This is a genomic window from Mesorhizobium sp., assembly GCF_004962245.1.
In the GTDB taxonomy this organism is placed as follows: domain Bacteria; phylum Pseudomonadota; class Alphaproteobacteria; order Rhizobiales; family Rhizobiaceae; genus Mesorhizobium.
This window is the reverse complement of the sequence record NZ_SUHQ01000005.1, coordinates 226,835-240,402: the sequence shown is the minus strand read 5'-3', so window position 1 is coordinate 240,402 and position 13,568 is coordinate 226,835. Positions and strand designations below refer to the sequence as shown.

Sequence of the window (13,568 nt, the reverse complement as noted above, 5' to 3'; positions counted from 1 at the left end):
GGTTCGGAATCATACTCAGATGAGACTCCTCTTCCTCGGCGACATGGTCGGCAAAACGGGACGCACGGCGGTGTGGGAACAACTGCCCGGTCTTATCTCGGATTTCAAACTCGACTTCGTCATCGTCAATGGCGAGAACGCCGCCGGCGGCTTCGGCATCACGGAAGAGATCTTTCGCGAGACGATTTCGGCGGGCGCCGATGTCGTCACCACCGGCAACCATGTCTGGGACCAGCGCGACGCGCTGGCTTTTGCGCCGCGCGAGGAACGGTTCCTGCGTCCGTCCAATTTCCCCAAGGGCACGCCGGGGCGCGGCTCCGGCGTCTACATCGCCAGGAATGGCGCGCGGGTTCTGGTCGCCAACATCATGGGCCGGGTGTTCATGCATCCCGAGCTCGACGATCCGTTCCAGGCAGGCGAGCGCGAGCTTGCCGCCTGTCCGCTCGGCGAGCAGGCCGATGCGGTGGTCATCGATTTCCATGCCGAGGCGACCTCTGAAAAAATGTGCTTTGCCCATTTCGTCGACGGCCGCGCCAGCCTCGTCGTCGGCACCCACACGCACCAGCCGACCGGCGACCACCAGATACTCAACGGCGGCACCGGCTATATTTCCGACGCCGGCATGTGTGGCGACTATGATTCCTCGCTCGGCATGGACAAGGAGGAACCGCTCAACCGGTTCCTGTCGAAGGTGCCGAAAGGCCGCTTCGAGGCGGCGACCGGCCCGGCGACATTGTGCGGCGTCGGCGTCGACATTTCGGACCGCAGCGGCCTGACCGAGCGGATTGCGCCGTTTCGCCGCGGACCGCGGCTCGAGGAAACGGCGCCATCCTTCTGGTCGTGACATTGATATGATCGCCTGCGATACCTAACTGCCGGCGACACTGCTCTAGATCGTAAGAGGGGACGACCTCCATGCAGCTCATCGAATTCCTGGCGCCGCATTTCGCCTTTGTTTCCGACCCAACCGCATGGGTCGCGTTGCTGACGCTGATTGTGCTGGAGGTCGTGCTCGGCATCGACAATCTGATCTTTATCTCGATCCTGACCAACAAGCTGCCGGAGGCACAAAGGGCCCGCGCGCGTCGGCTCGGCATTTCTGCCGCGCTGATCATGCGGCTGGTCCTGCTTGCCACCATCTCGATCATCGTCCAATTGACGACGCCGGTGTTCACGGCTTTCGACCATGGCTTCTCCTGGCGCGATCTTATCCTGATCGCGGGCGGCCTGTTCCTCGTCTGGAAGGCGACCAAGGAGATCCACCACACGGTCGATCTCGAGGATCACCAGGACACGATGCTGGGCGACACGCTGCAGCTTTCGCTGGCTGGCGCCATCTTCCAGATCCTGCTGCTCGACCTCGTCTTCTCGATCGATTCGATCATCACCGCGGTCGGAATGACCGACGAGATCGCCATCATGTACATCGCGGTGATCGTGGCGGTCAGCGTGATGATGCTGGCGGCCGGGCCGCTCGCCGATTTCATCGCCAAGAACCCCAGCATCGTCATGCTGGCGCTGAGCTTCCTGCTGATGATCGGCATGACGCTGATCGCCGACGGCATGGGCTTCCATGTGCCCAAGGGCTACATCTATGCCGCCATGGGGTTCTCGGCGCTGGTCGAGGGTCTCAACATGCTGGCAAGGCGCCGGAGGAAGGCGAAGGCTGGTGCCAGGCACTGAGGTTGCGCGCTTGGGGGCGTCGTTGCGTTCTAGCTTGCCGGCACGCCTTTCGGGTGACGGTCGCCGATCAGGCCAAGCGTCAGGCCTTGCTCCAGCCACGCCTTGGCGCCGGCGAGCACGAGGGTGAAGCCGCCGGTCGAGTCGATCGCTTGCTTGACCTGCTCGTCGGCGTTGCCGACGAAACCGAAATTGCGGACCTCGAGAAAGGTCGCATCGCCCGGCATCTCGGTGAAGGTCCAGACCACCGTGGTCGGCGGATCGCTCCACTGCATGACGATCTTTTTGTTCCTGACGATCTCGCTTACACCGACCGTCGTCGAGACGTCGTACATGCGCCATTCCCAGCGGACTTGCTTGCCGCTGTCCAGCCGACCGCTGCCGTGCGTGAAGCAGAATTTCGTGGTGATGGCCGGATCGACGATGGCCTCGAACACTTCGGCGACCGGCCGCCGGATCAGCATGCCGGCTTCGGCTGTCGGGTTTTCGCGGATCTCCATGGGATGCTCCTTTCTGGCTTTGGCACTCACCAGGCGTCGGGCTCGCGCACCATGTGGATGATATTGGCCGGATTGGTGATCCAGCCGCCGCGGAAGCCCTCGCCCAAGGGCTCGATGGCGTCGCAGCGCACAACGCCGGCCTTGGCGAAATGATCCGCGGCCAAGAGGAAATCCTCGGTGATAAGCTCCAGCCACACCTCTGCCTGGCTCATCATCGGCGCCTCATCAATCCACAACCGGTTAGGGCCAAGTTCGAAGCCGATTGCCGGCGCCTTGGCGGTGAATGGCTTCAGGCCGACGACATCGCGGTAGAAGGCGATCGTCTCCTGGTATTGGTGCGGGGGCACTTTCATGGCGATATTGATACCGCCGGTGATCTTCGCGGTCATTGCTGGCTCCACGATGCTGCGTTCAGGTGTTGTCTTCGTCAGCCGTTTCGGTCCGCGTCTCGCTATGCCAGATTGATCTGCCAGGAGACTCCGAACCTGTCGTTCAGCCATGCGAAACGGCGGCTGAAGCCATAATTGTCGGGCGGCATCAGGAACCCGCCGTCCTTTGCCATTGTCTCGACAATGCGGTTCAGCTCCTCCTCGGAGGAACAGTCCACATAGAGCGAGACCGACGGCGTGAACGTGAAGGCATGGTGCACGGGGCTGTTGTAGACCATCACGTCCAAGCCGCCACCGATGGACAAGCGCGCCAGCTTGACCGTTCCTTGCGGGCCGTCTTCGCCGGGGCCGTAACGTGTGACGTCAAGGACGCTGCTGCCGGGAATGGTCTCGCAATAAAGGGCCATTGCCTCCTCGGCCTTGCCCTCGAACATTAGGAATGGCGTTACTTTCGTCATCGCGGGCGATCTCCCTAACGGTCGCTCAAATATTGGTCTCGTTGGCCGGCTCGCCCTTCATCTCGCTGCGATAGTAGCCGTCACGCAGGTTGATGCCGTATTCGACATAGGCCTTCATGCAGGCCAGCATCTGCGACCAGCCCTCGCAATTGAGGTAGGACTTCTTCAGGCCGACCGCGTCCTCGTGCCAGCCGGTCTCGGCGATGGTGACGAAGGTGCCGCCGTCGTCCAGCGGCTCGAAATTCATCTCGATGCGCGTCTTGTAAGCCGGCTTGCCGTCGGCGTCGGTAGCGTCCCAGCGCAGCACGATGCGGCTGTCTTTCTCCACCTCGTCGACCTCGACCGGGACCTTGCCCCACCAGACGACGCCGGCGCCCGCCACCAGCGGCGCGCTGGCGCCGCCGATCGTGGTGAAATAGCCGCTAAGCTTCCTGGGATTGACGACTGCGTCGAAGACCTCGGCGACGGGTTTGCCGATGCGGCCCGAAACCCTGAATCCAAGAGACATATCCACAGCTCCTTCCTTGATTGGGCCGACAATATGTTATAAAAACATAACATGTCAAGCCGATCGCAAGACGACAATGTTTTCAAGGCGCTGGCGCATCCGCGCCGGCGCGCTTTGCTGGATGAGCTGAAGGGTGCACCGAAGACCACCGGCATGCTGTGCGATGCGTTCCCCGACATGGACCGCTGCACTGTCATGCTGCATCTGAAGGTGCTGGAAGAGGCCGATCTGGTCGTGGCGCGGCGCGAGGGGCGCGAGCGTTGGAACCATCTCAATGCGCTGCCGATCAAGCAGATCCACGACCGTTGGATCAGCGAATACGCCACCCATGCGATCAGCATTCTCGACCAACTGAAATCCGATCTGGAAGGGTAAGGGATCACGGCGATCCCTAGGGAATCGCGCCACAGACCCTCGCGCCCCGCAACAATACGGCGCGGCTGGACGAATTGAGCCGATTTATCTATAAGCCGGCCATTCCGACAGAGAGCGCCGTGCGTCCATCCGGAGGCACCAGGGACGTTCTGAAATTTTGAATTCGAGCATTTTGGCAAAAGGCGAGGTGACTACCTCGCCGCAGGATGCTCTAGCCGAGAAGACGACAGGGGTGCCATGGCTGGCCATTCACAGTTCAAGAATATCATGCACCGCAAGGGCCGCCAGGACGCGGTGCGGTCGAAAATGTTTTCCAAGCTGGCGCGCGAAATCACCGTCGCGGCCAAGACCGGCGCGCCAGATCCATCGATGAACCCGCGCCTGCGCCTTGCCGTCCAGAACGCCAAGGCGGTGTCGATGCCGAAGGACAACATCCAGCGCGCCATCAACAAGGCGTCGATGGGTGATGCCGAGAACTACGAAGCGGTGCGCTATGAGGGTTACGGACCGGGCGGCGTTGCGCTGATCGTCGAGGCGCTGACCGACAACCGCAACCGCTCGGCGTCGAATGTGCGTGCCGCCTTCACCAAGGCCGGCGGGGCGATGGGAGAAACCGGCTCGGTGTCGTTCATGTGGGACCGTGTCGGCGAGATCGTCTATCCGGCCTCAGTCGGCAGCGCCGAGAAGGTCATGGACGCGGCGATCGAGGCCGGCGCAGACGATGTCCAGTCGGACGAGGAAGGCCATACGATCTATTGCGCCTTCGAGAACCTGGGCGAGGTGTCGAAGGCGCTCGAAGACGCGCTCGGCGAGGCGGAGTCAGTGAAGCTGATCTGGAAGCCGCAAACCAACATTGCGGTCGACGAGGAACGAGCACAGTCGCTGATGAAGCTGGTCGCCACCCTCGAGGATGACGACGACGTGCAGAGCGTCTACGCCAATTTCGAAGTCGACGACGAAACCATGGCGAAGCTCAGCGCGGCATGAGCAGAGCTTAGCCCGGCATGAGCGGAGCTCAGCCAGACATGAGCGGAGTTCAATCTGACATGGCTGAAAAGCCGCTACCCACCATCCGCATCACCTATTGCACGCAATGCCTCTGGCTGCTGCGGGCCGGCTGGATGGCGCAGGAGCTGCTGTCGACCTTCGGAACGGATCTGGGCGAGGTCACGCTGGTGCCCGGCACCGGCGGCATCTTCACCATTTCGTGCAATGACACGCTGGTCTGGGACCGCAAGCGTGATGGCGGCTTTCCGGATGCCGCAAAGCTCAAGCAGCTGGTTCGCGACGTCATCGATCCGGACCGCGATCTCGGCCATGCCGACCGCAAGGGCCATAAGTCAAAAGATCCCACGTCGAAAGACCTTGCCTGAGGCAGGGTCTTTTCACATTTCTGCGCCTGCATTCACCGTCATGCCATGATGAAGCAGCCTAGCGCGGCGATGGCGGTGATGGTGCGGACATGGTTCCACATCACCCAATCCCTGAGATAGGTGGCCCATACCGCGGCGCCGTTGGTGCTGGACGGATCGACGGCGGCCAGCGCGTTGTTGAGCGGCACGTTGAAGATCATCGTCACGATCGGGTTGCCGACGATATAGATTAGGGCGCCGGCGAGAAGCCAGAACGAACCCGGCTGGTTCCAGCCGATGACAGCGCCGACGGCGAGGATCAGGCAGACCAGTCCGGTGCCAAAAAGCGCGGTCATGAACAGCGGCGTAATGACGGTGATGTTGATCGAATTCATTGCGGCGATGCCGCCGGCGGCAGGCAGACGGGCAAGCGCCGGCATGACAAAATTGGAGAATGCGAAGAAGACGCCGCCGACAACGCCTGAGCCGATCGCGGCGATGAAGGTGAGGGTGGGGAGCAGTTTCATGATCATGTCAGTCACTCCAGATGCCGGTAGTGGCGGTTTCGGTTGCGTAGGTGGAAAAGTCCTTTGGGGCTCGGCCGAGAACGCGCTCGACGCCGTCGGTCAGCGTCTCGTTGCGGCCGTCGAGCACTTCCGTGAACAGCTCGTTGAGCAGCCAGGCGAACTCGGCCGGCAGCTCGTACGCGGCTACAGCCGCGGTAAATTCCGCATGCGAAATCCTGATAAAGCCGATGTCGCGGCCGGCGGCCTTGCCGATCTCGGCGACTGCCTCGGCGAAGCTCAGCAGCCGTGGCCCGGTCAGCTCGTAAAGCTGGCCGATATGGCCTTGCCGGGTAAGCACCGTCACGGCGGCGTCGGCAATGTCGTCGGCATCGACGAACGGTTCTCCAACAGGGCCGACGGGCAAAGCCACCTCACCGGCGAGCAGCGGATCGAGCAAAAAACTCTCGCTGAAGTTCTGGGCGAACCAGGCGCAGCGCAGGATCGTCCAGTCGGCGCCTGAGGCTTTCAGCATCTCTTCGGCGCGTTGCGCTTCGGTTTCGCCACGCCCCGACAGCAGCACCAGCCGGCGCACACCGCGATCCACGGCAAGGTTGGCGAAGGCGCCGACCGCTTCGGCAGCACCGGGCACGGCGAGATCGGGATAGTAGCTGATGTAAACGGCACCGACGCCATCGAGCGCGGGTTCCCAGGTCGTGTTGTTTTCCCAGTCGAAGGGCGGCGTGCCCGAGCGGGAGCCGATCCGTACCGGCAGGCCCTGCGCCGTCAGCCTGTCCGCGAGACGACGACCGGTCTTGCCGGTGCCGCCAAGGATCAGAGTCGGTTTCCTTGCTGTGTCGATCATGGCGATTCTCCTTTGCCCGTAAACATGAGCAATCCTCACATTTGCAAAACGTGATAAACCCTCGTATTTTGTGAGTCAAGCCAATTTGTTGATTGTTCGTCTGGAGACAGTGATGGAAGGCTCGACCGTACCGGTTTCACAGGATGGCCAGATCGCATCGCCGCGCCGGGCACCGAGCCAGCAGCGCAGCCGCGAGCGGGTCGAACGGATGCTGGCCGCCGCCTCCGCGCTGATCGCCGAGCAAGGCAGCGATGCCATGCGGATGGGCGAAGTGGCGGAACGGGCCGGGGTGTCGATCGGCTCGCTCTACCAGTTCTTTCCGGATAAGCGGGCGATCATCTGGGCCCTGGCCGAGCGCTACACCGCCGAAAGCCAGGCCTGCATCGCGGCAGCTCTTGCACAGGTCAGCGACGCCGAAGGGCTGCGGCGGGCGTTTTCGGATCTGGTGGATATCTACTACGGACTGTTCCTGGCGGAGCCGGTGATGCGCGACATCTGGTCGGGCACCCAGGCCGACAAGGCGCTGCGCGAACTCGAGCTCGCCGACAGCCGGGCCAACGCCGAATTCCTCACCGCGGTGCTGAAGCGGCTGCGGCCTGCCGCCGATCCGGCGGCGCTGGAAACGACGGCGCTTCTCATCTGGCAGATGGGCGAGGCCACCATGCGGCTGGCGATCTCCGTTGGGCGGCAGGAGGGTGACGACCTGGTCGCCGCTTACAAGCGCATGGCGTTGCGCGAACTGGTCGGCCAGTAGGGCCCGCATTTCGGCAACAAAAAACCCGCCACGAGGGCGGGTTCTTGATCTGCGATAAACCGGTGCGGCTTATTTTTATCTGTGCGTGTCGTTATCCCAAAACCGCTTCGCACTTTTGGGCGACATGCACTTAGAGGCCGAAACCTTCGAAACGCTTCTTGAACTTCGACAGGCGGCCGCCGCGGTCGAGCAGGGTCTGCTGGCCGCCGGTCCAGGCCGGATGGGTGGTCGGGTCGATGTCGAGGTTCATCGTGTCGCCCTCCTTGCCCCAGGTCGAGCGGGTCATGTATTCGGTGCCGTCGGTCATGACGACCTTGATGGTGTGGTAGTCGGGATGGATGTCGGTCTTCATTGTGCTATTCCTGGTTCGCTGGCGCTGCTGACGGGCACAAAGCCTGCGTCGATGCGCCCCTTTTTAAAACTCGAAGCCGCAGCTATTGAGGAGCCACGGCTTCTAAAACGGTCGGCGAGCCTATACATCAGCCGGAATTGAATCACAAGGCCGCGGCAAGCGCATATTGAGGCGCATGCCCAGAAGAGCCAGAGGGAACGGTCATGGCGCACACCAGTGGCGATGCAGACGCGCGCAGGCGTTCGCTCAAGCCGCTGCGACGCCTGTTCCCCTACATCACCCGCTACCGGAAAATGGTCATTGGCGCAGTCATCTCGCTGACCGTCGCGGCGGCGACGACGCTGGCTTTGCCGCTCGCCGTGCGGCGGATGATCGACCACGGCTTTTCCGCTTCCGATTCCAGTTTCATCGCCGAGTACTTCGCCATGCTGGTGGTGATGGCTGCCTTGCTCGCCGCGGCGTCGGCCAGCCGCTATTATTTCGTCATCACGCTGGGCGAGCGCGTCGTCGCCGACATCCGCAGCGATGTGTTCCGCCATGTCACGACGCTGTCGCCGTCCTTCTTCGACACTGCCCAGTCGGGCGAGATCGTGTCGCGGCTCGCCGCCGATACGACGCAGGTGAAATCGGCGGTCGGTGCCACCGCATCGGTGGCGCTGCGCAACGTCATCCTCGGTCTCGGCGCCGTGGCGATGATGGTTTTCACCAGCCCGAAACTGTCGGGCCTCGTCATTGCCGCCATCCCGGTGATCGTGCTGCCGCTGGTCGCCTTCGGCCGCTCGGTGCGCCGCAAATCACGGCTGGCGCAGGACACGCTGGCCGACGCCACGGCCTACGCCAGCGAGCAGATCGGCGCGGTGCGCACGTTGCAGGCCTTCACCAACGAGAAGCTGGTCACCGGGCATTTTTCATCCGCCGTGGAAGCCGCGTTCGACGCGGCGCGATCGTCGATCTTTGCCCGATCCTTCCTCACCTTCTTCGCCATCTTCATGATCTTTTCCTCGGTGGTGGCGGTGCTGTGGTTCGGCTCGCGCGACGTGCTCGACGGGACGCTGTCGCCAGGCACGCTCGGCCAATTCCTGCTCTATTCGGTGTTCGCCGCCGGCGCGCTCGGCGCGCTGTCGGAAGTGTGGGGCGAGCTTTCCCAGGCGGCGGGTGCCGCCGAACGGCTGACCGAGATCCTGGCCGAGAAGCCCGCGATCCAGGCCCCCGCGCATCCAAAGCTGCTGCCGGCGACGGTCAAAGGCGCAATAAGCTTCGACGACGTGTCCTTCTCCTACCCGGCTGGGCCCGACCGCGCCGCCGTCCACGGCCTGAGTTTCCAGGTCAAGCCCGGCGAGACGGTGGCCATCGTCGGCCCGTCGGGCGCGGGCAAGAGCACCGTCTTTTCGCTGCTTCTGCGCTTCTACGACCCCGAGACGGGCAAGATCATGATCGACGGCGTCGATGTCCGCGAGGCCGACCCTGTCGCCATACGAGAGCGCATCGCCATCGTGCCGCAGGATGTCACCATCTTCGCGGCCAGTGCGCGCGACAATATCGGCTTCGGCCGGCCCGGCGCCAGCGACGCCGAGATCGAGGCTGCGGCCAAGGATGCGCTTGCCGACGAATTCATCCTGAAGCTCGAAAAAGGCTATGACAGCCAGGTCGGCGAGCGCGGCGTGACGCTGTCCGGCGGTCAGCGCCAGCGTGTGGCGATTGCCCGCGCCATCTTGCGCGATGCGCCGATCCTTCTGCTCGACGAGGCGACCTCGGCACTCGACGCCGAAAGCGAGACGCTGGTGCAGACGGCGCTGGAACGGCTGATGCAGGACCGCACCACCATCGTCATCGCCCACCGGCTGGCCACCGTGCTGAAGGCCGACCGGATCCTCGTCATGGATGGCGGCAGCATCGTCGAGGAAGGCACGCACCAGAGCCTCGTCACCAAGGGCGGCATCTATGCAAGGCTGGCCAAGCTGCAATTCGAAACCGGGGCAAATGCTTTCAGGGGTGCGGCGGAATAGGCCCCCTTCACCGGTTTCAGTTCGCTTCGGCGTCGGAATAGGCGAAATTGTAGGTCCAAGCCGAGTTGTCGCTCATCTTCTTGAGGGATTTTAAATAGGGCCCGATGTTCTTGGCGGGAACCTGATCATCGATAGTCTTGAGAAACCAGTCGACCTGAAATTCGGTGGGGGTGCTCGTCCAACGAGCCTTGAATGCAACGTAGGGCGTGATCACGTCGTCATTGTCCTCGGGGCCAACGAACTGCGCCTTCAGATTTCTGACGGTGGACCGGTGTCGTCTGAAGATCGGGCTGCCTAGCCAGATTGGCGCGCTCCTTTCGAGGAGGTCGGGCTCCGGCAGATACCGGATGCCGACATCCGATTTCAGAGCAAATTCCTCGGAGAGGTTATCGGCGTCGAGATCGTCTGCCGACAGATCGTAGGATTCGATTACCGAAACCAGGTTCTTGTCGCGGCTGTCGCTCGTCACCAACGGTCCCAGGCTTTTCATTCCAGGATACTGGCGATTGTAATATTTGAGATAGTCGTCCGCGATCTTTGTCGCCGATCGCGAGACAAGCCTATAGCGCATGCTATCGGCATCTGTGCCCCAATAGGTAGTGGTAACCGTCAGTTTGAGCGGCTCGCCTTTACGTTTGGGAAAATCGAACACCTCGCTCACAAAGATGGTCGGCTGGTAGAGCTCCTTTCGGTCTATCTTTTCCATCTCCGCGGTGTCGGCGACAACGGGCAGCGCAAAGCCATAGTCTGGCGGTACAAGATCGTCCGCTCTGCCCCCCTGCATATAGTTAGTCGCGTCGATCCAATACGTCTGACTGTCGATAACGGCCTTTACGATGACGTGGTCAAACGCGCTAATCGTCGGAAGGATAGTGGCGAGAGCAAGCCCTTCATCGATATCCGTGAGAGCCACGTCCGCATGGATCCCCAGTCGCCGCAGGCTGGAGGCGAGAAGCAGCGCCTTGTCCTTGCAATCTCCGAAGCCGCTTGCCACCACTGTCGTCGGGCTGCGCGGGATATAGGAACCACGACCCATCGACAGGCTGACATACCGGATGCTGTCCTGGACCAACCGCATTGCCTCGATCATCCTGTCTTCGGGCGCATCGTATTTGGCGGCAATCGCATCGAGCTTCGATGCGAAATCTGCCGGCAGCTCCTGGTCGAGCCGGTAATGGGGAAGGACCGTGTCGACGATATCTTGCCATTTCGACGTCGAGGAGATTTCGATGGACGGATATACGAGAAAGTCCGGTGGCAGATATTGCTGCGATTTCACCGGAATCGGATTGGCGCTTTGCCAAAGATAGGTCGTCGCTTCTCCGCCAGACTGGACATCCGGGCGTATGTCCGTCCTGACCTGTCGGAAATTCAGGGGCTGCACAGTTGGCCACGTCACTTTTTCGCGGATCAGAGCGATCGGTTCGTCCCAAGCCACGGCAACGGAATGGAAAAGAAGATCCGTGCCGATGATCGGCGTTCTGACCGTGGTCTTGCCATAGTCGACGATGTCTCCGACCCGGACATCGTTGATGTTCACGTACGCGGTAAGCCAACCGTCGAAGAGGCCCTTCTCCGCATCCTTCTCGCGCCGGAACACGTCGAAATCAGCATCGGAAAGGTGCTGGACCACCACGCCGTCACGAATGATGTCGATCCAGTTCACGGTGACGTCGGACGTCGCAGGATCGAATTCAAAACTTATGCTGGCGCCGCGTTCCAGGCCTGTGCGGTCGACGATCTTGTAGGCGTAGCGGTCGAAGATCTCCAATCCGCCCGGGCGCTTGCGGATCTGATAATCCGACAGCAGGTTGGATATGCCGTTCTTGATCTGGCTGTCGAATTGCGGATCGGCTTTTGGCAGTCCGACCCGCTCGATCCAACTGCCGAGGCTGCCCTTGTGCACGTTCGTACCGGCCATGGCCGGCCAGCAGACCGTGCAGATAACAATCAATACAGAAAGTCTTGCGACCACTGTTGTCGCGGCCTGAAAGTGTCTTGCCCGCCCCATGCCCTGCACGTCCCGCCAGATACAGTCGAATGCCACTAGTGATAGAAAAGTAAATTGCGTCCTGCAAGGCAGAGTGGCTCCGCCGGGATCGAGAATGATGGACCGTTTGGTACCTTCGAGAATAACGATGATCGGCCGGCGTACGGTTGGGGGGTGCGGCCCTAGGCGCCATACCGCTTCTTCAGGTGCTCGGTGAAATGCGCGGCGTTGAGCTTTTCGCCGGTGGCGCGCTCGAGCAGGTCGGGCGTCGACCAGCGCGAGCCTTGCGACCAGATCCTTTCGCGGCGCCAGTCGTTGATCGCCGCGAAATCTCCCTTGGCGAGGTCTTCGTTGGCGGCAGGATGGTCTTGCGTCAGCGCCGCCCATTGCTGTGCCGCCATCATGGCGCCCAGCGTGTAGGATGGGAAATAGCCGAAGGCGGCACCCGGCCAGTGCACGTCCTGCATCGGCCCGTCGGCCGGGTTGTCTGACGTCGACAGGCCGAGATAGTCGCACATCTTGGCGTCCCAGGCCTCGGGCAAGTCGGCGGCCTCCAGCCGTCCTGATACCAGTTCCTGCTCAAGCTCATAGCGCAGGATGACGTGCAGCGGATAGGTCACCTCGTCGGCGTCGACGCGGATCAGGCCGCGCTCGACCCGGTGCACATGCGGCAGGATGTCGTCGATCGACCAGGTCTCGCCGAGGTGCCTTTCGACCACCGGCAGCGCCCAGCGCCAGAATTCTGGGTTGCGACCGATCTGCTTTTCGACGAACAGGCTCTGGCTTTCGTGCACGGCCATGCCGCGCGCCTTGCCGAGCGGCCAGTGCGCCCACGTCTTCGGCAGGTTCTGTTCGTAAAGCGCGTGGCCGGTCTCGTGCAGCACGCCCATCAGCGCCGACAGGAAGTCGGAGGTCTTGTAGCGGGTGGTGATGCGCACGTCGCTCGGCACGCCGCCGCAAAATGGATGATGCGACACGGAAAGCGAGCCGTGGGTAAGATCGAAGCCGACCGCCGCCATCATGGCGAGGCCAAGCTCGCGCTGCTTGTCAATCGCATAGCTGCCCGAAAGCGGCTTCAGCGGATGTTTTGCCAACCGCGCCTCCTGCACGGCCAGCGCCTCCGGCACGAAATCCCTGAGGAAGGTCTTCAGCTCGGCGAAGACCGGCGTGATGTCGGCGGCACGGTTGCCGGGATCATATTGCTCCATCAGTGCGTCATAGGGGTCGAGGCCGAGCACATCGGCGCGAAGGGCTGCCTCCTCGCGCACCAGCGCCACGACGCCTTCGAGCGCCGGCAAGAAACCTGCCCAGTCGTTTTTCGCGCGCAGGTCGCGCCAGAGCTGCTCGGAGCGCATGCGCGCGGTCGTTTGGCGTTCGACGAATTCGACCGGCAGGCAGGTCAGGTTGGTGTATTGCCGCCGGAATTCCTTGAGCGCCGCCTGCTGGTCGTCGTTCAGCGTTTCCTGTTCGGCCGCCGCGATCCAGTCGGCGATCTCCGGCGCGGTCGCTCGGGCGTGGTGCATGCCGGCCAGGGCAGACATCGCCTCGGCGCGCTTCTCGCCGCCGCCGACGGCCATATGGGTCGCCTCGTCGGCGCCGAGAATGGCGAGCGCATGTTCCAGCGCTTCGAGCTTGTGGCCGAGGTCGTCGAGTTTCTGAAAGGACATGGCGGGTTCCGCTGAATTCGAACGGCGGGAAAAGATACCAATGCGCTGGCATTGGCAACCCTGAAAGCCGTCTGCTGATGAGCGCTTCGAGCGCTGGCCGGATGCGCGACGCGATGCGTCTTGTGAAGGCGATGGGCATCTTGCGGAGGTGATGGCGTGCGTGGTCAAT

General features: G+C 62.3%; 16 protein-coding genes. 7 read left to right on the top strand and 9 right to left on the bottom strand.

Going from position 1 to position 13,568, the window contains the following annotated elements; genetic code table 11:
- Window positions 1-19: 19 nt before the first annotated feature.
- Together E5X88_RS07955 and E5X88_RS07950 are read left to right on the top strand one after the other, a co-directional pair.
- Window positions 20-844 carry a YmdB family metallophosphoesterase gene (locus tag E5X88_RS07955; protein WP_292160016.1) on the top strand — a complete coding sequence of 275 codons (825 nt, stop codon included), beginning with the start codon at window positions 20-22 and terminating at the stop codon, window positions 842-844.
- Between the two features lie 71 nt (window positions 845-915).
- The gene (locus E5X88_RS07950; RefSeq protein ID WP_292160014.1) at window positions 916-1,683 is read left to right on the top strand and encodes a TerC family protein; all 768 of its coding nucleotides are present in this window, start codon (window positions 916-918) and stop codon (window positions 1,681-1,683) included.
- A gap of 29 nt (window positions 1,684-1,712) precedes the next feature.
- Here E5X88_RS07950 and E5X88_RS07945 read toward each other — a convergent pair whose 3' ends face one another.
- From E5X88_RS07945 to E5X88_RS07930, 4 genes are all read right to left on the bottom strand, one after another.
- Window positions 1,713-2,180, bottom strand: coding sequence for an SRPBCC family protein (locus E5X88_RS07945; RefSeq protein ID WP_292160012.1), 468 nt, complete (start codon window positions 2,178-2,180; stop codon window positions 1,713-1,715).
- A 26-nt stretch (window positions 2,181-2,206) separates the two neighbouring features.
- Window positions 2,207-2,569 (bottom strand): hypothetical protein, encoded by a 363-nt coding sequence (locus E5X88_RS07940; RefSeq protein ID WP_292160010.1) that lies wholly within the window; start codon window positions 2,567-2,569, stop codon window positions 2,207-2,209.
- A 62-nt stretch (window positions 2,570-2,631) separates the two neighbouring features.
- Window positions 2,632-3,027, bottom strand: a complete 396-nt coding sequence (locus tag E5X88_RS07935; RefSeq protein ID WP_292160007.1) for a VOC family protein — start codon at window positions 3,025-3,027, stop codon at window positions 2,632-2,634.
- Window positions 3,028-3,052: 25 nt separating this feature from the next.
- The gene (locus E5X88_RS07930; RefSeq protein ID WP_292160005.1) at window positions 3,053-3,535 is read right to left on the bottom strand and encodes an SRPBCC domain-containing protein; all 483 of its coding nucleotides are present in this window, start codon (window positions 3,533-3,535) and stop codon (window positions 3,053-3,055) included.
- Between the two features lie 51 nt (window positions 3,536-3,586).
- Between E5X88_RS07930 and E5X88_RS07925 the strand changes: the two genes are divergently transcribed.
- The 3 genes from E5X88_RS07925 to E5X88_RS07915 all read left to right on the top strand — a co-directional run bounded on the left by E5X88_RS07925 (window position 3,587) and on the right by E5X88_RS07915 (window position 5,283).
- Window positions 3,587-3,910, top strand: a complete 324-nt coding sequence (locus E5X88_RS07925; protein WP_292160003.1) for a helix-turn-helix domain-containing protein — start codon at window positions 3,587-3,589, stop codon at window positions 3,908-3,910.
- Window positions 3,911-4,147: 237 nt separating this feature from the next.
- Window positions 4,148-4,897 (top strand): YebC/PmpR family DNA-binding transcriptional regulator, encoded by a 750-nt coding sequence (locus tag E5X88_RS07920; RefSeq protein ID WP_292160001.1) that lies wholly within the window; start codon window positions 4,148-4,150, stop codon window positions 4,895-4,897.
- Window positions 4,898-4,956: 59 nt separating this feature from the next.
- Window positions 4,957-5,283, top strand: a complete 327-nt coding sequence (locus E5X88_RS07915) for a SelT/SelW/SelH family protein (protein ID WP_292159999.1) — start codon at window positions 4,957-4,959, stop codon at window positions 5,281-5,283.
- 38 nt (window positions 5,284-5,321) lie between these two features.
- On the opposite strand, the gene E5X88_RS07910 is transcribed toward E5X88_RS07915, so the two are convergent.
- Window positions 5,322-5,795 (bottom strand): DUF1772 domain-containing protein, encoded by a 474-nt coding sequence (locus tag E5X88_RS07910; protein ID WP_292159997.1) that lies wholly within the window; start codon window positions 5,793-5,795, stop codon window positions 5,322-5,324.
- Window position 5,796: 1 nt separating this feature from the next.
- On the bottom strand, window positions 5,797-6,630 hold the full coding sequence (locus tag E5X88_RS07905; RefSeq protein ID WP_292159995.1) for an NAD(P)H-binding protein: 834 nt from the start codon (window positions 6,628-6,630) through the stop codon (window positions 5,797-5,799).
- 112 nt (window positions 6,631-6,742) lie between these two features.
- On the opposite strand from E5X88_RS07905, the gene E5X88_RS07900 reads away from it, so the two are divergent.
- Entirely contained in the window at window positions 6,743-7,384 is a 642-nt protein-coding gene (locus E5X88_RS07900; protein ID WP_292159993.1) for a TetR/AcrR family transcriptional regulator, read from the top strand.
- A gap of 130 nt (window positions 7,385-7,514) precedes the next feature.
- Here E5X88_RS07900 and rpmE read toward each other — a convergent pair whose 3' ends face one another.
- Window positions 7,515-7,736: a 50S ribosomal protein L31 gene (rpmE, locus tag E5X88_RS07895; RefSeq protein ID WP_006327661.1), complete on the bottom strand. Its 222-nt coding sequence runs from the start codon at window positions 7,734-7,736 to the stop codon at window positions 7,515-7,517.
- A 203-nt stretch (window positions 7,737-7,939) separates the two neighbouring features.
- Here rpmE and E5X88_RS07890 point away from each other — a divergent pair, with 203 nt between their 5' ends.
- Complete coding sequence (locus E5X88_RS07890) at window positions 7,940-9,742, top strand: ABC transporter transmembrane domain-containing protein (protein ID WP_292159991.1); 1,803 nt, start codon at window positions 7,940-7,942, stop codon at window positions 9,740-9,742.
- A 16-nt stretch (window positions 9,743-9,758) separates the two neighbouring features.
- Here the strand turns inward: E5X88_RS07890 and E5X88_RS07885 are convergent, their stop codons facing one another.
- Both E5X88_RS07885 and E5X88_RS07880 read right to left on the bottom strand, forming a co-directional pair.
- Window positions 9,759-11,753, bottom strand: a complete 1,995-nt coding sequence (locus E5X88_RS07885) for a DUF3857 domain-containing protein (protein WP_292159989.1) — start codon at window positions 11,751-11,753, stop codon at window positions 9,759-9,761.
- Window positions 11,754-11,914: 161 nt separating this feature from the next.
- On the bottom strand, window positions 11,915-13,399 hold the full coding sequence (locus E5X88_RS07880; RefSeq protein ID WP_292159987.1) for a carboxypeptidase M32: 1,485 nt from the start codon (window positions 13,397-13,399) through the stop codon (window positions 11,915-11,917).
- Window positions 13,400-13,568: the final 169 nt, after the last annotated feature.